This window comes from Verrucomicrobiales bacterium, from assembly GCA_016793885.1.
Classification (GTDB): domain Bacteria; phylum Verrucomicrobiota; class Verrucomicrobiia; order Limisphaerales; family UBA11320; genus UBA11320.
Window position 1 is genome coordinate 1 of record JAEUHE010000265.1, and the last position, 21,147, is coordinate 21,147.

Consider the following 21,147-nt stretch of genomic DNA (forward strand, 5'->3'; position numbering starts at 1 on the left):
GAAGACTTTTGGACAAAATTGTTTCTCCACTTCCCAACTGCAATGCAGTTGGAAGGCTCGAACCCAACTGGCTAAACCTAGGGGCATCTCCATGAGCGAACGCGACTCCAACTGCATGGATTGGGCTGAAGGCGGAACTCCGTACGGGGGGCGGACGCCTGGGAGCATGGAGTTCCGGCTTTAGCAGGTTCCCGCGTCCAATGTCAGATCGGTGCCCCCTCCGCCTGAAGGCGGAACTCCGTACGGGGAACCAACGCCTCGGTGCATGGAGTTCCTGCTTTAGCAGGTTCCCGCGTTCAATGTCACATCGGTGCCCCCTCCGCCTGAAGGCGAACTCCGTACGGGGAGGCGGAACTCCGTGCAAGCAACCCGGCCGTTGCCATAGGGGAATCGCTGCATTCCAAAACATCCTTCTTTGCACCCGGAAGGGACTTTATCTATGCTCCGCCTGTGCTCTTCAACCAAGTCACTTTGGTTGGCGTCGGACTGCTTGGGGGATCCCTCGGTCTGGCCCTCCAGAAACACGCCCTCGCCCGGCGTGTGGTGGCGTATGTGCGTCGCTCGGCCAGCGTGTCGGAGTGCAATCAGCTCAACATCGCGCATTTGGCCACCTGCGATTTAAAGGAAGCGGTGCGCGAGGCCGATCTGGTCATCCTCTGCACACCCATCGCCCAGATGCGCGCCTTGGTGAAGGAGTGCTTGCCCGCCCTGAGGCCGGGCACTTTGGTCACCGATGTAGGTAGCGTCAAGGGGGCGCTGGTGCAGGATCTCGAACCGCTGCTTGCGGCTGCCAAGAGCGTCTTCATCGGAAGCCACCCGATGGCGGGAGGCGAGCGGATGGGTATGGGCGCTGCTCGGGTGGACCTGTTCGATCGCGCGACCTGTGTCGTTACGCCGACTCGCCACTCACCCGCAGCAGCCGTCAAGACCGTGGAGGCGCTGTGGAAGGGCGTCGGCGGTGTTCCGTTGCTGCTGAGCCCGGAGCAGCACGACGATTTGGTGAGCCGATCCAGTCATCTTCCCCATGTCATCGCCGCCGAACTCGCCCATTATGTCCTGAGCCCGGCGCACCCGCGCGAGCAGGCCAAGTTGTGTGCGGGAGGGTTTCGCGACACCACTCGCATCGCCTCCGGATCCCCGGAGATGTGGCGTGACATTTGCCTCGCGAACCAGAAGAACCTGAGCCGCGTGCTGGGAGTTTTTATTGAATCCCTGGAAGAGTTTCGACACACCCTCGATTCCGGCGATGGCGCAGCGGTGGAGGAGTTTTTTCTCAAGGCGAAGGAGCGTCGCGATAACTGGTGTCACGGTCCTGATTCCTGTTCTCCCGAATGAACTCGATGTCCCGCCTCATGAATCGTCCCTGCTGACCTGTGTCTCTTCCTGATCTGATTGAATTGATTCCCGCCGCTGGCAACGTCCAGGCCCGAGTGATCGTGCCCGGATCCAAGAGCATCACCAACCGTGCTTTGGTGCTGGCTGCCTTGGCGGATGGGGAATCAATCCTGCGCGGAGCCTTGTGGAGCGAGGATACGCAGGTGATGGTGGAGTGCTTGCAGGATCTTGGTTTCATGGTCGCCGTGACTCCCGATCCGCTGGAGTCCGACAACCGAACCATCACCGTTTACGGGAAGGGCGGAGTTATTCCCCGGGGCGGCACGGCAGAAAAGCCGCTGGAACTGTTCGTGGGCAATGCCGGAACAGCGGCTCGATTTCTGGCGGCCATGCTTTGTTTGGGAGAAGGGGTCTATCGACTGCACGGAGTGCCTCGCATGCACGAACGGCCTCAAGCCGCCTTGTTTCAGTCCCTCCGCGAGCTGGGGTATCGAATTGATTCCTTTAACGACAAATTACCGGCCCTGATCCATGGGGGGGGTGCTCGGCCTGGATCTTGCACGGTTTCGGTTCAGGAGAGTTCTCAGTTCGCCTCCGCGCTGTTACTCAGCGGTTGGGTGGGCGGATGGAAAGTGGTCCTGCAGGGGGCCAATTTGGACGAGTCACCCTACGTGGTGATGACTGAGCAGCTGGTTCAGGTCTTTCCCAGGCACGGCGGTTCATTCCAGGTGGAGCCCGATGCTTCCAGCGGCAGTTACTTTTGGGGTGCCAATGCTCTGATTGGCACCGGAGTCGGTTCCGGTTCGAGTTCGATTCCCGGCCCGAGTGTGGGTCCAGGCATTTCCGTGGCGCATTGGCCCAGCTCCGGATGGCAGATTGACGCGGAGTTCCCCCGCTACCTCCCGTTGCCTCCGGTCGTTTCCCGACAGCAGCACTTGGGCGATAGCATCATGACCGCCATCGTTCTGGCTCCCACCATGCCCGGCCCAATTCGGTTCACGGACCTTGGCCGGCTTCGCGTCCAGGAGTGCGAGCGGGTGTTGGCGTTGCGGACCGAATTGACACGCTGTGGAGCCCGGGTGGAGGAGCAGGGTGACACGCTCACCGTCTACCCTGGCCCTTTGGTTGGGGCAGAGATTGAGACCTATGGCGATCATCGCATGGCGATGTGTTTTGCCATTCTGGGGTTGAAAGTCCCCGGCATGCGGCTCAAGAATCCTAGTTGTGTGAAAAAGACTTTCCCGAATTTCTTCCAGAAGCTTGCCGGGGCGCCTCCTCACGGATTGGGCGTGCGAATCGTGGAGCCGGTCAACCGTCGCCTCCTGGTCCCCGAAGAGCTTGTCGCTCTTTAATCTCGATCACGATCTACTTTTGACACTGCCATGACCAATTCCATTATCATCGCGATCGATGGCACCAGCGCGAGCGGCAAGAGCACGACGGCCAAGCGCGTGGCTAAGCACTTCGGCTATACCTATGTGGACACGGGCGCGATGTATCGCACGCTGGCCTGGTATTGTCTCAACAAGAATGTGGATGTTCACAATGAGAAGGCGGTTGCGCAGCTTTGCCGAAAGTGGAAGACCTGTTTGACGAATGTGGATCATCACCTTCGGCTGACTGTCGACGGCTATTTTCCTGAAAAGGAGATCCGCACCTCGGAGACGAGCGCGGCTGTTGCTCACGTCGCTGCCAACAACAAGGTGCGCGCATGGATGAAAGTCACGCAGCAGTCCTGCGCCAGTTTTGGCAACTTGGTGATGGAGGGGCGGGACATCGGGAGCGCCATTTTTCCGGACACGGACTTTAAGTTCTACCTGGATGCTCCTCTGGCGGAGCGCAGCAAGCGTCGTTGGGCGGATGGGGTGAATGAGGATTTGGCGAAGCGGGATGAATCGGACAGCCAACGCGCGTCGAATCCATTGATGATCCCCTTGGGTGCCATGGTGATCAACAACTCTGGTCTGACCATCGAACAGACCAGCCAGATCATCATTGACGAAGTTCATCGTCGGCTGGCTGCTCGGAAAAGCTGATGCTTCCAGATTTCTCCAGCATGACCTGGGTTTATCGATGCACCTGGGTGATTTCGCACGCGATCTTTCGCTTTTTCTTCCGCGGGCACTATTTTAATCCCGAGCGTCTGCCCAAAAGCGGCCCGGTGATTTTGGCAGCCAACCACGCCAGCTACCTGGATCCGCCGCTGATCGGTAGCGGGCTGGGCCGACCGGTCAACTATCTGGCTCGGGACACCCTCTTTAAATACGGTTTTTTCAACTACTTCTTGCGCCGACTCTATTGCGTTCCGGTGGATCGGGAGGGCGCGGGTGCCGCCGGGCTCAAGGGCATTTTTGATCGGCTGGCAAGGGGAGGGGTGATCCTGCTCTTCCCCGAAGGCACCCGGACGTCGGACGGTCAGCTACGGCCCGCGCGAGCTGGAGTGGGGCTCACGGTGATCAAATCGGATGCGCCCGTGATTCCTGTTCGGGTTTTCGGAACTTTCGAGGCGTTCAACCGATTCGCGAGGTTTCCCCGCCTGTGCCCGGTGACCGTGAAATATGGCCAACCCCTGGACCTCACGCGGCTACGGGAAGAGGCTAAGGTCTGCTCTAAACAACGCCTGAAGGTCATCTACCAGGAGGTGGCCGATGCCATCATGGCAGAAATTGCCCGTTTGCAACCTTGCGAAGACAAGGCGACGTTCCCTTGAACCTAGTGGGGTATCTCGTGTGAGACACCCCACTAGTTTTGGGTTTAGGTTCCACGTCCGCCTGCCGATGGACCCAATGGGACGATCTTTGGTCGGCTGGCTTGTGTTAAGCAATGCGCGCTCATGCCCCTCTGGTTGAGGCGGGGAAAAGCATTGTTTCCAAGTCGTCGCGCCATTATCAAGTCCCAGCGGTCTCGATCTGGGACTATGCCCAGGCGAACGTTAGCACTCTAACTACCCGACTCAATGATCGACAAAGTCCCTTACCTGGATCTGGCGGCACAGATGCGTCCTCTTCGTGCCGAAATCGACAAAGCCATCGCCCAAACTCTCGATCGCTGCTCCTTCTGCCTGGGCCCTGATGTCGAGCAGTTCGAGAAGGACTTTGCCGCTTATTGCCATTCCGGGCACTCCGTGGCCTTCAACAGCGGCACTTCCGCTCTGCATGTCGCTTTGCTGCTGCTCGATGTGAAGCCTGGAGATGAAGTCATCACCACTCCTTTCACTTTTGTTGCCACGAGCTGGGCCATTTCTTATGTCGGGGCGCGGCCGGTCTATGTCGACATCGACCGAAAGACCTTCAACCTCGATCCCAACCAGATCGAAAAGGCGATTACCTCCAAGACCAAGGCGATCATGCCGGTCCATTTGTACGGACATCCTTTCGATGTGGATCCCATCCAAGCCATCGCTCGCAAGCACAACCTGCCGTTAGTTGAGGATGCGGCCCAGGCGCACGGGGGAACCTACAAGGGCAAGATCGTAGGCACTTTCGGAGTGACCGCGGGATTTAGCTTCTATCCGGGCAAAAATTTGGGTGCCTATGGCGAAGGAGGCGCTTTGGTGATGAATGATCCGAAGTTGGCCGCTCGAGCCAAATCCCTGCGTGAGCACGGATCCACCGTTCGCTACTACCACGATGAGATTGGCTTCAACTACCGAATGGAAGGCATCCAAGGGGCCGTTCTCCGGGTGAAGCTGAAGCACCTTGCGGATTGGACCACGGCTCGTCGTCGCATTGCACTCCGGTATAACCAGCTCTTGAGCGGCACTCCGCTCGAGTTGCCCTGTGAGGCGGCGGGAGTTGAGAGCGCCTGGCATCTGTATGTGATTCGTCATCCGCGTCGGGATGATTTGAAGAAACATCTCGAAGCCAACGGAGTGGGCTGTGGCTTGCACTATCCGCTGCCGCTGCACCTGCAGAAGTGCTACGCATCGCTCGGGTATAAAAAGGGTGATTTTCCTGAGTCCGAGCGCGCCGGCGAGCACTGCCTGAGCTTGCCGATCTATCCGGAACTGACGGAGTCGCAACAGAATCGGGTGGTCGACGTCATCAAGTCGTTCAAGTTCTGATCTCAAAAAGTGTCCCGTGCGGGATCGTAGTCGGGGTTGGCTGAGGGCATTTGAGCTCCGGTTTGAACCCTCCATTGCTGAAGTTTTCTCAGCAATCGGGCGGCCCTTTTCGGATGCGACTCCAACAGGTTCTTGGTTTCTCCAAGATCCAACCTGAGGTCATAGAGTTCTGCCTTTCCCTGCTCAAATGTCTCGATGAGCTTGTAGTCACCCTCGCGGATTGCGCTGTATGGCGTGCTCCCACCGGGATGGTAGTGAGGGTAGTGCCAGAATATCGCGCGATTTTCAGCGCGAAGCGAAGGGCGAGAAGGTCGTTGGAGCAGTGGTCGAAGGTCTGTTCCATCGATAATCTGCCCCTTCGCCACTCTGGCGCCTGCCAAGCCCAGCACGGTTGGGTAAAGATCCGGGGTGATCACCGGCGCATCGCAGATCGCCCCCGCCGGAGTGACCTTTGGCCAGAAGGCAATGAGAGGAACGCGCACGCCACCCTCGTAGGGTGAGCCTTTGCCCGAACGTAACGGGAGATTGGATGTGGGGGCTTTCTTCCCCCCGAGGACGAGCCCCCCATTGTCGGAAGTGAAGAGCAGAATGGTTTGGTCTTGAAGCCCAAGGCGGGCCAGGGTTTGACGGATGCTTCCAACGGCGCGGTCGACGCTTTCCAGCAAGGCTGCATACACAGGGTTCTGCACGCGATCTCCCCCGGCTCCGAGCTTGGCCTGGTATTTGGCGATCACCTCAGGCTTGCCGGCCAACGGGGTGTGGACCGCGTAGTGCGGAAGATAGAGAAAGAAGGATCGCGTGCGGTTTTCCTCGATGAAACGGATGGCTTCATCGGCCTCCCGGTCGGTCAGAAACTTTCCGGGCGCGTCTTCGGTTAGGGTTGGGATGCGGTAGGGCGAGTGGTAGCTCGGCGGCTGGCCTCGCTCGTAACCGCCTACATTGCGGTCAAATCCGTGTTGCTCCGGGTAGGAATCGGCTTTGCCAAGGTGCCACTTGCCGATGTTGGCAGACGTATAACCCACCTCACGAAGCGCTTCAGCAAGCGTGCGCTCGTTACCAGGGAGTGATTGCGTCCAAGCGGGCACACTGAGCTTAGCGTGTGGCCGTGGATGGCCGGCGATCCAGTCGGTTAGATGGAGGCGCGCTGGATATTTCCCCGTGAGCAGGCTGGCTCGAGTGGGTGAGCACACCGTGCAGGCGGAATAGGCGCTCGTAAAGCGCACCCCCTCCTGGGCCAGTTGATCGAGATTCGGGGTTTCGTGAAAGCGATTTCCATAGCATCCGAGATCCGCCCAGCCGAGATCGTCCACCAAGATCAGAATGATGTTCGGCGGTTTGGCAGCGGGAGCCGCGGCTCGAGAACACACCATTCCAAACCAGCCAACAACCATCCCGAAGGACAGAATCCAGAGTGAGCGGGCGGAGAACATGGAGGAATCCAACCAGAACTCACCTCCCCAGACCACGCCAATCGATCTCTTTCTGGGCCCCCCGTGGCGGTGCCTAAAGCTGAAGGGCGCTACACCAGTCCAAATCCGATAAAGTTTCCGACTAGGTTTCCGACTAAGATGGGGAGAGTCGTCAGTGTGGGAACTGTTCGAGTCCGCAACTGCCTGCTTGTCAGCATACCCCTCATTTCAATAGGTTCCTTTAATGGTGACTGCGTTTCCATCGGAACAATACGTTGCGGACAATGTTCGCGCCATCCCTCGTTCAGGGATTCGTGATTTTTTTGATATTGTCCAAGGCATGAAGGACGTGATTTCCCTGGGTGTTGGGGAGCCGGACTTCGTGACGCCTTGGCATATCCGCGAAGCCGCCATCTACGCTTTGGAGCGCGGGCGAACGGGATACACCTCCAACTTGGGACTGCCCAAGCTGCGCGAAGCGATTGCCCGAAGCTTGGAGACGCATTTCAAGGTCAGTTACGATCCCAAGAGCCAGATCCTAATCGCCGTTGGGGTGAGTGAGGCGATGGACATCGCCATTCGAGCCATTACCAACCCGGGCGACGAGATCATCTATCATGAGCCCTGCTATGTCAGCTACTCTCCCAGCATCTCGCTGGCCCACGGAGTTCCGGTGGCTGTTTCTTGTCGGGCGGAGGACGGTTTTGCGGTTACCGCCGCGGCGATCGAGAAGGTGATCACTCCCAAGAGCAAGGTGTTGGTGCTTAACTTTCCCACCAATCCCACGGGCGGCACGATGACGCGTGCTGAGCTTCAGAAGATCGCGGATTTGGTTCAAAAGCACCGGTTGATCGTCCTAACCGACGAAATTTACTCCGAGCTTACCTTCGAAGGGGAGCATGTCAGCATCGCGTCTTTGCCGGGCATGATCGAGCGGACCATCTTTCTGCATGGCTTTTCCAAAGCTTATGCCATGACCGGCTTTCGCATCGGCTACGCTTGTGGGCCAGCGCCCTTGATCGATGCCATGATGCGCATCCATCAATATTCGATGCTCTGCGCGAGCATCATCAGTCAGGAAGCGGCCCTGGAGGCCATCCAGCATGGTGAGGCCGACACGGTGATGATGCGGGACCAGTACCGGGCTCGGCGAAATCTCATCGTTAAGTCGTTAAATGACATGGGGTTGACCTGTCATTTACCGCGGGGTTCCTTCTACGCGTTCCCCTGCATCCGGTCTACGGGCTTATCCTCCAAAGACTTTGCCGTTCGCCTGTTGGAGCGCGAGAAGATCGCTTGCGTGCCCGGAAGTGCCTTCGGAGCGAGTGGGGAGGGTTACCTCCGCTGCTGTTTTGCCACCGCGCTCCCTCAGATTGAGATTGCGATGGAGCGTATGGCGCGTTTTGTCAAAACCTTGAAGCAGGGGTAAAAGAAGAGCTGGCGATTCGGATCTCCGAATCGCCAGTGAATCCACCTCCGTTGTGGGTGAAAGTCGATCGTGCTTAAGGATCGACCGGAATTTTGGGTAGGACTAACTAAAATTGTTTCATTTTGGGCATCTTGCCATTTGTTGGTGTGTCGCCACCCTCGTTTCACTGGAGTCGCGCACATCTACATGGATAACTACGGTTTGATTGGCGGAATCTTTCACGATTTCTCTCCTTTCTTCAGACGGGGTCGGGAACGGGTTGCTCCCGCGGTTGAAATCTTTTTCTCGATCGCAGTCGATTCCGCTCTTGCATTGCCCTGGCTGATAAGGCGAAATGCTTTTCAGTTATCGCTTTATGGATCTCGCGGATATCCTAAGCCCTGAGCAAATCAATCCGGATATGAAAGCCACCAATCGGTGGGAGGCTATCGACGAGTTGATTAGCCATCTCGTCTCGGTTGGCAAAATCAAGCCCGAGAATCGTGATGCCATACTTACGGTGGTCAAAAAGCGTGAGACCACGATGAGTACCGGTATCGGCTTTGGCATTGGTATTCCTCATGCCTCCTCGGATCTCATCTACGAAGTGGTGGGGGCCTTGGGTCGCTCCAAGAAAGGGATCAATTTCGATGCTCTGGATAACCAGCCGGTCAACCTGGTGATGCTGTTCGTGGTTCCTCAAGGCCACTTCCAGAAGCATTTGCGGACCCTGGCGGACATCGCGAAGCTGCTCAAGAACGAGACGTCGCGGAGGGCACTGGAGGAAGCGGCCGACGCGAACATGATGTACCAGGCCATCAAGACGTCCAAAGTTTAGTCCGCGTTTTGGGCTCACGGGCACCGGCCATCGGCTTCCGGCGGTCGATTGAGGGGTGAGCCGAGATGAACCAAGCGGCTCTTCACGACATGCTCCATCTCCCAATCGAAAAAAACCTTCGGCAGGCGGTTGCGACCGTCCTTCCTGACTCCGCTTTTGAATCGGTAGTGCTGCGGCCTTGCGCTGATGCCAAGTTCGGCGACTACCAAACCCACTCGCTCATGGCGCTGGCCAAAGAGCGCAAGATGAATCCGCGTCAGCTGGCGGCCGATGTTCTCAAGCATCTGGATGTGTCGGCTTGGTGTGACGGTGTGGAAATCGCCGGTGCCGGATTCCTCAACTTCCGAGTCAAAACCAGCGTGCTTGCTCAAGCCCTGTGCGCTCCGCTCAAGGGGGCGGCCCTGTATCTGCAGCCGTCCGAAAAACCGCGGACGGTGGTCATTGACTTTAGCTCGCCGAACGTGGCCAAGCCGATGCACGTAGGGCATATCCGTTCCACGGCTCTGGGCGATGCGCTCTCGCGCATCTTTCGTCTGCTCGGGCATCGGGTGATCACCGACAATCATATCGGCGACTGGGGCACCCAGTTCGGACTCTTGACCGTCGGATGGAAGCAGCAATTGGATCGTACGGCGTTGGCTAAGGATTCACTGGGCGAGCTGGAGCGGCTTTACAAGGCGGTCACAGCCGCGGCCGAGGCGGATCCCTCGGTGCGGGAAGCGGCTCGCCAAGAACTGGTGAAGCTGCAGTCGGGCGACGCCGAGAACCTCGCCATCTGGAAACAGATGATCGATCTTTCCCAGTCCCAGTTCGATGCGATTTATGGTCGGCTGGGCGTGAAGTTCGACGTGACCCTTGGGGAGAGCTTTTACAATCCCCAGTTGAAGGCCGTCGTGCAGGACCTGCGGGACCGCGGCATCGCGAGCGAGAGCCAGGGCGCTATCTGCGTGTTCAGCGATGGCTCCGTGCCGCCCAAGGAAGATCCCTTTCTGGTTCAGAAGGAAGGCGAGTGGGTTCCCAATCCCGCGCTCATTCAAAAAGGAGACGGGGCCGCCAACTATGCGACGACCGACCTCGCCACGCTGGCCTACCGCTGGCAGACCTGGAAGCCTGACGAGGTGGTCTATGTCACGGACGGTCGACAGCAGCTGCATTTTCGCCAGATCTTTTCAACCTGGCATCGATGGCATCCGGAGCTGAAAGGCTCGATGCGACTGGCGCATGTTTGGTTTGGCTCCATTCTTGGTGATGACGGCAAGCCGTTTAAGACTCGCAGCGGAGAAACCGTGAAGCTCGCCGACCTGTTGGATGAGGCCGAGCAGCGCGCTTTCGACGTGGTGACCCAGAAGAATCCCGATTTTCCCGAGGCGGAGCGACGCGAGGTCGCGCGCGTGGTGGGTTTGGGGGCCGTCAAGTATGCGGATCTCTCGCCCAACCGACAGAGCGATTACGTGTTCAGCTGGGATAAGATGTTATCCCTGCAGGGCAATACGGCGCCTTATCTGCAGTATGCTTACGCCCGAATTCGTTCCATCTTCCGAAAGGCGGGAACTCAGGGAATTGGAGATCTCGATCAGGTCGCCCTCAAGCATGCCGATGAAATCTCGCTTGCGAAGTATCTGCTGACTTTCGGAATGACGCTGGAAGCGGTGGCTGCGGAGTATCGCCCGAATTATTTGTGTCTCTATCTTTACGAACTCGCCGGGCTCTTTGCGCGGTTCTACGAGAGTTGCCCCGTTCTGAAGGCCGAGGGCGAGGATCGAAACACTCGGTTGGTGCTGTGTGAGATGACGGGTCGGGTGCTGAAGCAGGGGCTTGAGCTCTTGGGCATTGATGTCCTGGAGCAGATGTAACAGGAGCCCTCATGCCGAGCGTCTACATCAAAACCTACGGATGCCAGATGAACGAGCGCGACTCGGAACAAGTCGCCGCGCAGCTGGTGGCCAAGGGATATACGCTCGCCAGCTCCGAGGCGGTTGCCGATGTGGTGTTGCTGAACACGTGCAGCGTTCGTGACATGGCGGAGCAGAAAGCGATCGGCAAGATGCAGAACATCGCCGCCGACGTGCGTAAGAATCGTCCCAACGTAGTGCTCGGATTCATGGGGTGCATGGCGCAGAGCCGGGGCAAGGAGCTGATCGACAAGTTGCCCGACGTCGATTTGGTGCTGGGCACTCAAAAGTTTCATCGCGCGGCGGAGTACGTCGACGAGATCCTGGCAGGTCGACGCGAGAAGGTGGTGGATGTGGCCGAGGAGGAGGGCAGTCAGGGAACGATCCGGGAACATCTTCTGGGCGGCACGAGCCAGGCGCGAAGCATCAGCGCATTCGTCAGCATCATGCAGGGCTGCAATCAATACTGCACCTTTTGCATCGTGCCCTACACCCGTGGCGAGGAGCGCAGTCGATCGATACCGGACATCGTCTCCGAGTGTCGCGAATTGGTGTCGCGCGGGGTGAAGGAGATCACGTTGCTGGGGCAGATTGTGACGAGCTACGGCAAGCGCGAGATTCCCATCTTGGACGGTCGCAGCGGCTTTGTACAGCTCATCGAGGCGGTTCATGAAATCGACGGGCTGGAGCGCATTCGATTCACGTCGCCGCACCCTAAGGGATATGGCCTGGATTTAGTGGAGGCTTATGGACGGTTGCCCAAGCTGGTCGAGAGCGCGCACATTCCGGTGCAGAGCGGCAGCAACCGAATGTTGAAAGCCATGCATCGCGGGTACACCCGGGAGCGCTTCCTCGAGATTGTCCAGCGCCTGCGACACGTGCGTCCGGGCATGGGGCTGACCACCGACATCATTGTTGGGTTTCCCGGCGAAACGGAGGAAGACTATCTCGAGACCGAATCGCTGGTGCGCGAGGCGGAGTTCGACAACGCCTATATCTTTCGCTATTCCCAGCGTCGGGACACTCCGGCGGCGTCCCTTCCGGATCAGCTGCCCGATGAGGTTAAAGAGGAGCGCAATCAGCGCCTGCTCGCGTTGATCGAGAACGTGGGGGGGAAGCGTTACGAAGCCTGCGTGGGCAAGCGCATGGAGATTTTGGTGGAAGGACCGAGCAAGCGCAACGCAGCTCGGCTCATGGGGCGCACTCGATGCAATCGCATCGTGATCTTTGAGGGATCGGAGCGGCATCAGGGGCAGGTGATGGATGTGCAGATCACCCGGTATGGCAGCTACACGTTGTATGGGGATCCGGCGATCGTGAACCTGGGTTTGGATCCGATGGGTTGATCGACGCGGTGGTGATTCCCCGGGACTGACGAGCCCCAGGGCTTGCTTTCTCCTTGCCTGGCGGCGGGGAAACTCTGTTCATTGAGTGATGCGCACCGCCGCTCAGTTTTCGATGGTGTGGGTCACAGCGCCTGATCGGAAGACGGCTCGTCGCTTGGCTCAGGCCGCTCTCTCGGCTCGCCTGGTTGCGTGCGCCAATCTCGTGCCTGGCATCGAGTCGCACTACTGGTGGCAGGGTAAGCTGACCCGATCCCAAGAGGTATTGATCGTATTTAAGACCTCCCGCACTTCAGTGAAGGCTCTAGAGGCTCTGGTTCTCGAGCTGCACCCGTACGACACTCCCGAAGTCATCGAGGTGGGCTTGTCTCGCGGAACACTTCGCTACCTGGATTGGATCGCCGATAGTGTGTCGAGCCGACCGTCGCGCCGAGCTCGCTCCCGTTCATGAAACCCTTCTCCCGAGTCGATCACAACTCCCTGCTCTGGGCTTTCGCCTGGGCAATGCTGGTGTCGATGCCCATGACGCCGGACTGTCTGGCTCAGGAGTCGGTCTTGCTGAGGGAGTTTGGACGGTTCCGGGCGGCGACCAACTCGGTGAATGGAGTGGTCACTTGGGAATCTGACCCGATTCGAGCCCGCAAAGATTGGAACTCGCTGATCGTTTCTTGGAACGCCGAGACCCCGGGCGGCGGAGGTTTGGAGTTCCACGCGAGCGGCATCTATGGCGATCGTCCTACCGCATTCTACTCCCTGGGGATTTGGTCGGAGTCGACCAACGGAGTCGGACGTCACAGCTTCGGAACCCAGCGGGACCAGAACGGTCATGTGGCGACCGACGTGTTGAGTCTGGAACGTCCGTGTCGCGCCGTACGGCTGAGAATTGTTCACCATCCCGGGAAGGGCGGGGTCCTTCCCCGGCTCCGTCTGGTGGCGCTGTCTTTCTTTAACACCACGGCGGCAGCTCAAGCTCGCCCGCCGAACCGGCGGGTGTGGGGAGTCAATCTACCGGTGCCGGGAACGTCCCAGCATGCTTACGTGGGTGGGAAAGTGTGGTGCAGCCCGACGTCTCTTTCCATGGTGATGGCCTATTGGTCGGAGCGATTGCATCGGCCGGAATTGCGCCGGGAGGTTCCGGAGGTCGCCGCTGGCGTTTATGATTCGGTTTATCGCGGAACGGGCAATTGGCCGTTCAACACTGCGTTTGCGGGACGTTCGCCGGCTCTGGAGGCCTACGTGACTCGTCTGCCGGACCTCCGGGCCGTGGAGGATTTGATCGCTCAGAGGGTGCCGGTGATCATCTCGGTGTCGCTCGGACGTTTGCGGGAACGTCCACCCACGTCGGATGACGGTCATTTGGTGGTGGTGACCGGATTCGATGCCGCGGGGGATGTATGGATCAACGATCCCGATACGACATATCCTTTGATGCCGCATCGGCCCGTGAACCGCTTGCATCCGCGTCGAGCCGTGGAGGCGGCCTGGGCGACCTCGCATCGGACGGCCTATCTGATTCAACCGGAAACTGCGCGCTCGCAGCCGACGAAGCGGCCCGATGTCTCTCACTAAGGCACGAAGCTCACGAAGGTAGAGAAAGTTCTCACCGTGGTATGGAACGGCCCGAACCCGCGGGTTCACAGAAATTGGCCGGGGGTGCTGTCACCCCCGGAACAGTTAGGAATCAGGAGCATCGCGCAGCGATGCCACCGGCCTCTGAAGCCTGCGTCAACCCTGCTCAAAGCACCGGATCCGTCCGTCACTTCTTCAGCAGCATGCTGAGCAGGCTGCCTGCGGCGCTGATGGCTCCCCACAGCACCAAGTCCTCGACGTCACTGCCCCCCGAGTAGGTTGATGGGACGTGCCGGTTATCTTCCCGAGCTCGTATCAAGCGCTGGCGTTCCCGCTCGAGGTGCTCCACTTCTGCCGCCCGGCTGCGTTCCAGGCCTCCGGAGTGAATGAATCGAACGATTCGTTGCAGCTCCAGGTGGTCAAACCAGGTTCCGTGTCCGCCGCAGACATCGACGACGACGCCCGAGCAGCGGGCGAAATTGACCCGGTTCATATGGTTTGTACAGCTCGGGCACTTGCGATAGCGCACCTTCGTTGAGGGTAAGCCTACCGGCGATTCTTCGGCCCGAGACGCATCCCCCAACACGGCTGACTGGCTGCCGGCGTCTCGGCACACCTGGGCGAAGGTCGCGCTATCCAGCCAGATTCCGTGGCAGTGGCCACATTGCTGGACTTGGAGTGGACCGATCTGACCTTCGAGCATGACCCGAGCACACTCAGGACAGGGGAGATTGCCCGGACGAGGTTGCCATTGGAACGCCGACGTCCCGCATCCTGGACAGAACTTGGCATCAAGGAACATGAGGTCCAGGCATTTAGGGCAAGCCACGGTGGCCAATGCTCCCCCGCAATGGCTGCACTTGGCCGCCCCGTTGCTGACGAGAGCACCACAAGACGGGCAGCGAAGGGTTTCGGCATCCATGGGTGCAGTTTATGACACAAAGCTGCGTTGGTGACCAGTGATGAGTGATGAGTTGACCATCACTCATTTCGGCCCGGGGGTGGCACGCCCTTCGGGGTGCGGCGGAAGGGGAAACGGGGATCCGGGGATCTGCGATCGCCCGGCTAATCTCTGGGAACCCTGCAGGTTCCGGGAACCCAATGGAAACTGAGCAATTGCGAGTGACGAGTGATGAGTGATGAGTGAGGAGTGATGAGTGAGGAGTGATGAGTGAGGAGTGAGGAGTGAGGAGTGAGGAGTGAGGAGTGAGGAGTGAGGAGTGAGGAGTGAGGAGTGATGAGTGATCCACCTACCACCTACCACCTACCACCTAACCACCGACTTCTCTATTCATTTGGCCTTGAGCCGATCCTATCGTAGGTTAGGAGCGATGCGTTGGTTGAGCCTGATGCTGTCCAGAGTGGCCCTCCTGCTTTTGTTTCAGGAAGCGGGCTCGCCGGCAGCTGCCCCTGCTTTTCCCGCGTCATCTCACGCCCCGCTCACAAGTGCGATGTCGCACTGGGCTTTCCAAAAGCCAAAGCGTCCGCCGGTTCCCGTAGCGACCCGCACGAACTGGGGTCGCAATGAGATTGATGCCTTTATCCTCGAGCAGTGGGAGTTGCGTGGATTCGCCCCGCCGGCCGAGGCCGAGCGCACCACCTTGATTCGCCGGGTGGCTCTGGATGTCACCGGTCTTCCGCCTACCGGCGAGGAAGTTGGCCGCTTTGTGGCCGATCCTTCTCCGAAGGCCTACGAGGCGATGGTCGACCACTATCTCAGTTCCCCGCGATTTGGTGAACGGTGGGCGCGGGTTTGGCTGGACCTGGCCCGGTACGCCGACTCCAAGGGGTACGGATCCGATGGCTTGCGTCCGTATATGTGGCGCTATCGGGATTGGGTGATCAACGCGTTCAACCGAAACCTTCCCTACGACCAATTCACCATTGAGCAGCTCGCTGGCGACCTGCTGCCGAATCCCACCCTGGAGCAGCGTTTGGCCACCGCGTTCCATCGCAACTCGATGGCGAATGACGAGGGAGGCACGGATGACGAAGAGTTTCGGGTGGCCGCTGTGAAGGATCGAGTAGACACCACCATGCAGGTCTGGATGGGGCTGACCTTCAGCTGCGCGAAATGCCACTCACATAAGTATGATCCCTTCACCCTGACAGATTACTACTCGCTCTTCGCGTTTTTTAACCAAACCGCTGACACAGATCTGGAGGATGACAGCCCTCGTTTGGCATCGCCTACGGAGGCGGAGAGCCAGGAGTTGGACCGATTGCGACGCGAGTTGCAGCCCCTCCTGGCTCAGCGCGATCAGTTTGATCCTGCCGACACCCCTGAGCGTCGACAGTGGGAAGACGATCTCAGGAGGGCCGATCAATCGTGGATCGGCTTGCGGCCCGTTGCCGCGATGGCGCTAGGAGGAACCGAGCTGGTGGTGGGCACGGCGGGCATCGTGGAGGCTCAAGGGGAGCGTACCACCACGAATCGATATCGATTAGAGTTTCCCAGCGCACCCGCCGGATTGCGGGCATTTCGTCTCCAGGTCATTCCAGTCACGGCGAACGGCGTTCCCAGCTTGGGACGCGCTCCGGACGGACATTTGACTTTGAACGAGGTCCAGTTCCAGGTGCAGCCCAAACAGGTCCAGCTTCCTCAGGCTCGGTTTGTGCGTCTTCAGCTTCGCGGTGGGAAACGTATCCTTTCGTTGGCGGAGGTAGAGGTGATGAGCGAGGGACTTAACATCGGCACGAAGGGCAAAGCCTCCCAGTCGAGCACTCAAGGCGGAGCGGGAGCGGATCTGGCGATCGATGCCATAGTCAACGGGGCCTTGGCGCGCGGTTCAGTGATGCAAACTCGGAGGAGTGTGGACCCGTGGTGGGAGGTTGATCTGGGACAATCGGCCCCGATCGATCGGCTGGCGATCTGGAGTCGGACGGATGTCACCTTTGAGGACGCCCTCCAGGACTTGCGCGTCGAGTTGCTGGATGCTTCGCGTCGGACGGTCTTCACTCAGACCGTCGGGAAAGCAGCCAGCCCTGTTCACAAGATCGACTTCTCCGGGGTGCGCAACCTTCGGCTGCACACCGTCAGTGTGTCGCATGCGGACGACGGAACATCCGGAGCCCTCTTGATGGATCAGGATTGGGAGACGGGCTGGCGCGTGACCTCTCAATTGGATCAACCTCAGGAGGCGGTCTTTTCCCTGTTTGAGCCTTTGGACCTGGCCCCCACCGAGAAACTAGTGGTTGTCTTGGAGCATACCCGCCGCGATCGTGCCAGTTTGGGGCGGTTTCAATGGTTCGGGTCGGCGGCGGATGCGGCTTTGTTCGCCGTGCCCGCCTCGGTTCGCCGCGGCTTGGCCCTGCGGAGTGAGGATCGCTCCCCGCAGCAGCAGAACGACCTGGGCTCGTTTTATTGGAGATTCACTCCGCAGTATGCCTTGTTGGACGCTCGGGTCCGTCCCCTGGAGGATCGTAGGTGGCAACTGGAAACTTCCATTTTAAAGACCCCGGTGATGCAAGAGTTAGGAGAGGATTTTCGTCGATCATCGCATGTGCTCATCCGAGGTGACTTTATGAATCCGGGAGAGCGGGTTACCGCCCGTGTTCCATTGGAGTTGCATCCGTTTCCGAAGGGTTCCCCTACGAATCGGCTGGGACTGGCTCGCTGGCTCCTGGATGAGGAGAACCCGTTGACCGCACGCGTGGCGGTCAACCGACTCTGGGCGGTCCTATTCTCCCGCGGGATCGTTTCAACGCCGGAGGATTTTGGAACGCAGGGATCGCCCCCCAGTCATCCGCAGCTTTTGGATTGGCTGGCGACGGAGTACCGTCGCCTGGGTTGGGATACCAAGGCGTTGCTCCGAACTTTGCTTGTTTCCGCCACCTACCGTGCCAGTGCCCAGGTAAGTCCGGAATTACTGGTGCAGGATCCGGCCAACCAATGGCTCGGTCGTTTCCCACGCCTACGTTTGGAGGCGGAGATGCTCCGCGACCAGGCCTTGGCAGTGGGCGGGCTGCTCAGCTCGAAGATGTTTGGACCTTCGGTCTTTCCAGCTCAGCCGACTGGACTTTGGCAGCCGGCGTTCACTTACGGACAAAACTGGGAAATCAGTGCCGGAGAGGATCGGCATCGCCGAAGTCTCTATACGTTCTGGAGAAGGTCCGTGCCGTATCCCTCACTGATGGCCTTCAATGCTCCGACCCGTGAGGTTTGTACCGTTCGTCGGGCGGTAAGCAATACGCCGCTGCAGGCTTTGGTTACTTTGAACGATCCGGTGTTTGTGGAGGCAGCCCAGGGCTTCGCTGGTCGGATTCTGAGGGAAGGGGGAGTTGCCACTCGCCAACGGGCTAAGTGGGCCTGGCGCCAAGCGACCGGCCGGGAAGGGGAAGTTCGTGAGATCGATAGCATCGTTCGCTTGTATGAGAGCGCGGTCGTGGAGTTTGCCCGGGATGAGGAATCGGCGCGGGAGATGGCAGGCGCTGAGGCGGCGATCGATGCTCTGCGGGTTTCGGCGGCTCAGTGGGCGGCGTGGACGGTGGTCGCGAACATGCTCCTCAACTTGGACTCCGTGCTCACTAAAGGCTAGCTGATGAACTTGCGCGATCTCCGGATTCTGACTCAAACCCGGCGTCATTTTCTCCGGCAGGGGGGATTGTCGCTGGGGGCCATCGCCCTGAGCCAACTCCGCGGGGAGAAAGTTCAGGCTGCGCTGTCCGGGGCTGAGACCTCCCCGTTGACCCCGCGGCCGCCTGCCCGTCCAGCACGTGCCAAATCGGTGATCTACCTGCATATGTCGGGCGGACCTCCTCAGCACGAACTGTTCGATTGGAAGCCCAGGCTTCGTGAGCTACACCGGCAGGATTGTCCGGAGGAGTTTCTCAAGGGCCAGCGATTCGCCTTCATACGCGGAGTTCCCAAACTCCTGGGGACCCCCTACTCCTTTGCGCGTTATGGACAAAACGGCGCACCCGTGAGCGAGCTCCTCCCCCTCTTCTCGCAGAAAGTCGACGAGGTTACTTTTGTTCGGTCGATGGTCACGCCGGAGTTCAACCATGCTCCCGCAGAACTCTTTCTTCACACGGGCGACAACCGGCCTGGTCATGCCTCCATTGGCTCGTGGGCGACTTACGGCTTAGGTTCGATGAATCAGAACCTTCCTGGATTCATGGTTCTGGTTTCCGGTGGAGCGGATCCGACGCCGGGAATCAGTGCCTGGGGAAGCGGGCCGTTGCCCTCGGTGTATCAGGGAGTTCAGTGCCGCAGTGGGGCTGATCCGATCCTGTTTTTGAGCAACCCGCCCGGATTGAGCCGGCCGCTCCGTCGCAAGGCCTTGGACGCTTTGCTCGAGTTGAACCAAGTGGAACTGGAGAGAGTGGGAGATCCGGAGACCAGAACTCGGATCGCTCAGTATGAGCTGGCCTACCGAATGCAAGTCTCAGTTCCGGAGGTGATGGACATCCGTCGGGAGAATGCCAAAAATCTGGAACGTTATGGCGCTCAGCCGGGTGCCGTGTCCTTCGCGAACAACTGTCTGCTCGCACGGAGGCTGGTAGAAAACGGGGTTCGTTACGTCCAGCTTTTTGATTGGGGATGGGACTGTCATGGGAGCAATGAGGAAAATGACCTGCTTAAGCATCTGCCCAAGAAGTGCCGTGAGATTGATCGTCCGATCAGTGCGTTGCTCGAGGATCTGAAGGCTCGTGGCTTGTTAGATGAGACCTTGGTTGTGTGGGGTGGAGAGTTTGGACGGACCCCGATGAGCCAGGAATACAAGGGGCTCAAGCTGGTCGGACGCGACCATCATCCGCACAGTTTTACCATCTGGCTTGCGGGAGCGGGAGTGAAGCGCGGATTTAGCTACGGCAGCACCGACGAGCTGGGGTACTCTGTCGCTGAAAACAAGGTAGGGGTCCACGATTTGCAGGCGACCGTTCTTCACTTGTTGGGTCTGGATCCGGAGGCGTTGGTGTATCGGTCCCAAGGGCTCAATCACCGGCTAATCGGTCCTGCTGATGGACCGCGCGTTGTCCAGGAGATTTTGAGCTGATACGAACGGAGTGGTTCCCCTTCTGCCTCTCCTTCGTAATCGTAATCGTAATCGATTCCCCGCCGCCGACGTCTAACTCGACGAAGTTTCCGACAAAGGGGAATACGGGGGGCGGGGCTACTGGTCCGAGGGGAGGACTCGTCCCCTACAAAAACAGCCAACAGGACCCGCGTCCCATTTTCCTCCTTGATCCCATCGGTATCGGCCGATATGTTGTTGGGATGCAGGATTTGGTCAAAGTAGCCAAAGCTTTTGCGGACCCGACGCGTGTGCGAATCATCAGCGCGCTGCGGGGGCGCGAGCTCTGTGTCTGTGAGCTGTGCGAGGGGCTCAAGATTGGTCAATCCACGCTCTCCACGCATTTAGCGGTCATTCGCGATGCCGGGCTGGTGCGAGCTCGCAAGCAGGGCAAATGGGTTTACTACGAACTCGATGCCGACAAACAACCCTTGCTTAAGGCAGTATTCGAGTTTTTTAGCTTCAGCTTGAAAAAAGATGCTCGGCTCTCTCGGGATGCTCGGGCGTTGACGACGGGCGGCAACGCGGTTGCTGAGCGTGCGCGCTGTGGGCCTGGTCAGTCACCCGCCAAGCGGCAACGAGGATGCGCATGAAAAGACGCTTGCTGGCCGAGTTTCTGGGAACCTTCACGCTGATCTTTGCGGGAACGGGAGCGATCGTGATTGACGTGGCTACCAAGGGCGGAGTTTCCCATGCCGGAATTGCCCTGACGTTTGGGTTGGTGGTGTTGGCCATGATCTACACATTCGGCGACATCAGCGGGGCTCATCTCAATCCGGCTGTGACGACCGCCTTCGCCCTGGCTGGCCGCTTTTCCTGGGCGGATGTCGTCCCGTATGTTGGCGCACAGATCGTCGGAGCATTTGCGGCGAGCGGACTGTTGAAATTCCTCTTTCCGGAAGATGTACGCTTGGGGGCGACTCTTCCTGCTGGCAGCGTTTCGCAAAGCCTGATTCTCGAGATTGTTCTCACGTTCATTCTCATGATGGTGATCCTGAGCGTGTCCACCGGTGCCAAGGAAAAGGGGATCACGGCCGGCATCGCCATCGGCGCTGTGATCGCCCTTGAGGCGATGTTTGCCGGGCCAATCTGCGGAGCTTCCATGAACCCCGTCCGGTCTCTCTCCCCTGCAGTTGTGAGCGGACAGATGCAGCACCTGTGGGTGTATTTGGTCGGCACCACCCTAGGCGCAGCCTTGGCGGTGCCCGTCTGCTGCGCGGTCCGGGGAGGGAATTGCTGTGGGGCATCCGCTGCTGACTCCTAATCGTCGCCG

17 protein-coding genes are annotated in these 21,147 nt (G+C 59.1%); 15 read left to right on the forward strand and 2 right to left on the reverse strand.

The annotated features are described in order from the left end of the window. Window positions 1-450: 450 nt before the first annotated feature. The 5 genes from JNN07_28705 to JNN07_28725 all read left to right on the forward strand — a co-directional run bounded on the left by JNN07_28705 (window position 451) and on the right by JNN07_28725 (window position 5,398). On the forward strand, window positions 451-1,335 hold the full coding sequence (locus JNN07_28705; protein MBL9171744.1) for a prephenate dehydrogenase/arogenate dehydrogenase family protein: 885 nt from the start codon (window positions 451-453) through the stop codon (window positions 1,333-1,335). Between the two features lie 38 nt (window positions 1,336-1,373). Then, window positions 1,374-2,687 carry a 3-phosphoshikimate 1-carboxyvinyltransferase gene (locus JNN07_28710; GenBank protein ID MBL9171745.1) on the forward strand — a complete coding sequence of 438 codons (1,314 nt, stop codon included), beginning with the start codon at window positions 1,374-1,376 and terminating at the stop codon, window positions 2,685-2,687. Between the two features lie 30 nt (window positions 2,688-2,717). After that, entirely contained in the window at window positions 2,718-3,371 is a 654-nt protein-coding gene (gene cmk / locus JNN07_28715; GenBank protein MBL9171746.1) for a (d)CMP kinase, read from the forward strand. Continuing rightward, window positions 3,371-4,045, forward strand: coding sequence for a 1-acyl-sn-glycerol-3-phosphate acyltransferase (locus JNN07_28720; protein MBL9171747.1), 675 nt, complete (start codon window positions 3,371-3,373; stop codon window positions 4,043-4,045). The genes cmk and JNN07_28720 overlap by 1 nt, the downstream gene beginning before the upstream one ends. A gap of 246 nt (window positions 4,046-4,291) precedes the next feature. Then, window positions 4,292-5,398 carry a DegT/DnrJ/EryC1/StrS family aminotransferase gene (locus JNN07_28725; GenBank protein ID MBL9171748.1) on the forward strand — a complete coding sequence of 369 codons (1,107 nt, stop codon included), beginning with the start codon at window positions 4,292-4,294 and terminating at the stop codon, window positions 5,396-5,398. A gap of 2 nt (window positions 5,399-5,400) precedes the next feature. Here JNN07_28725 and JNN07_28730 read toward each other — a convergent pair whose 3' ends face one another. Further along, window positions 5,401-6,828: a sulfatase gene (locus JNN07_28730; GenBank protein ID MBL9171749.1), complete on the reverse strand. Its 1,428-nt coding sequence runs from the start codon at window positions 6,826-6,828 to the stop codon at window positions 5,401-5,403. A gap of 223 nt (window positions 6,829-7,051) precedes the next feature. Here JNN07_28730 and JNN07_28735 point away from each other — a divergent pair, with 223 nt between their 5' ends. The 6 genes from JNN07_28735 (at window position 7,052) to JNN07_28760 (ending at window position 13,857) form a co-directional block, all read left to right on the forward strand. Then, entirely contained in the window at window positions 7,052-8,236 is a 1,185-nt protein-coding gene (locus JNN07_28735; GenBank protein MBL9171750.1) for an aminotransferase class I/II-fold pyridoxal phosphate-dependent enzyme, read from the forward strand. A 355-nt stretch (window positions 8,237-8,591) separates the two neighbouring features. Next, a complete protein-coding gene (locus tag JNN07_28740; GenBank protein ID MBL9171751.1) occupies window positions 8,592-9,053 on the forward strand; it encodes a PTS sugar transporter subunit IIA in 462 nt (153 codons plus the stop codon). 89 nt (window positions 9,054-9,142) lie between these two features. Continuing rightward, window positions 9,143-10,906, forward strand: coding sequence for an arginine--tRNA ligase (gene argS, locus JNN07_28745; protein ID MBL9171752.1), 1,764 nt, complete (start codon window positions 9,143-9,145; stop codon window positions 10,904-10,906). 11 nt (window positions 10,907-10,917) lie between these two features. Further along, complete coding sequence (miaB, locus tag JNN07_28750) at window positions 10,918-12,291, forward strand: tRNA (N6-isopentenyl adenosine(37)-C2)-methylthiotransferase MiaB (protein ID MBL9171753.1); 1,374 nt, start codon at window positions 10,918-10,920, stop codon at window positions 12,289-12,291. An 88-nt stretch (window positions 12,292-12,379) separates the two neighbouring features. Then, window positions 12,380-12,739 carry a divalent-cation tolerance protein CutA gene (locus JNN07_28755; GenBank protein MBL9171754.1) on the forward strand — a complete coding sequence of 120 codons (360 nt, stop codon included), beginning with the start codon at window positions 12,380-12,382 and terminating at the stop codon, window positions 12,737-12,739. Further along, window positions 12,736-13,857: a peptidase C39 family protein gene (locus JNN07_28760; protein ID MBL9171755.1), complete on the forward strand. Its 1,122-nt coding sequence runs from the start codon at window positions 12,736-12,738 to the stop codon at window positions 13,855-13,857. Before JNN07_28755 ends, JNN07_28760 begins: the two co-directional genes overlap by 4 nt. Window positions 13,858-14,044: 187 nt before the next feature. Here the strand turns inward: JNN07_28760 and JNN07_28765 are convergent, their stop codons facing one another. After that, window positions 14,045-14,779, reverse strand: a complete 735-nt coding sequence (locus JNN07_28765; GenBank protein ID MBL9171756.1) for a zf-TFIIB domain-containing protein — start codon at window positions 14,777-14,779, stop codon at window positions 14,045-14,047. Between the two features lie 409 nt (window positions 14,780-15,188). Between JNN07_28765 and JNN07_28770 the strand changes: the two genes are divergently transcribed. From JNN07_28770 to JNN07_28785, 4 genes are all read left to right on the forward strand, one after another. Continuing rightward, window positions 15,189-18,395, forward strand: coding sequence for a DUF1553 domain-containing protein (locus JNN07_28770; GenBank protein MBL9171757.1), 3,207 nt, complete (start codon window positions 15,189-15,191; stop codon window positions 18,393-18,395). A 3-nt stretch (window positions 18,396-18,398) separates the two neighbouring features. Further along, on the forward strand, window positions 18,399-19,856 hold the full coding sequence (locus JNN07_28775; GenBank protein ID MBL9171758.1) for a DUF1501 domain-containing protein: 1,458 nt from the start codon (window positions 18,399-18,401) through the stop codon (window positions 19,854-19,856). Between the two features lie 221 nt (window positions 19,857-20,077). Next, the gene (locus tag JNN07_28780; GenBank protein ID MBL9171759.1) at window positions 20,078-20,467 is read left to right on the forward strand and encodes a winged helix-turn-helix transcriptional regulator; all 390 of its coding nucleotides are present in this window, start codon (window positions 20,078-20,080) and stop codon (window positions 20,465-20,467) included. Continuing rightward, the gene (locus JNN07_28785) at window positions 20,458-21,138 is read left to right on the forward strand and encodes an aquaporin (protein MBL9171760.1); all 681 of its coding nucleotides are present in this window, start codon (window positions 20,458-20,460) and stop codon (window positions 21,136-21,138) included. The genes JNN07_28780 and JNN07_28785 overlap by 10 nt, the downstream gene beginning before the upstream one ends. The last annotated feature ends 9 nt before the right edge of the window (window positions 21,139-21,147 follow it).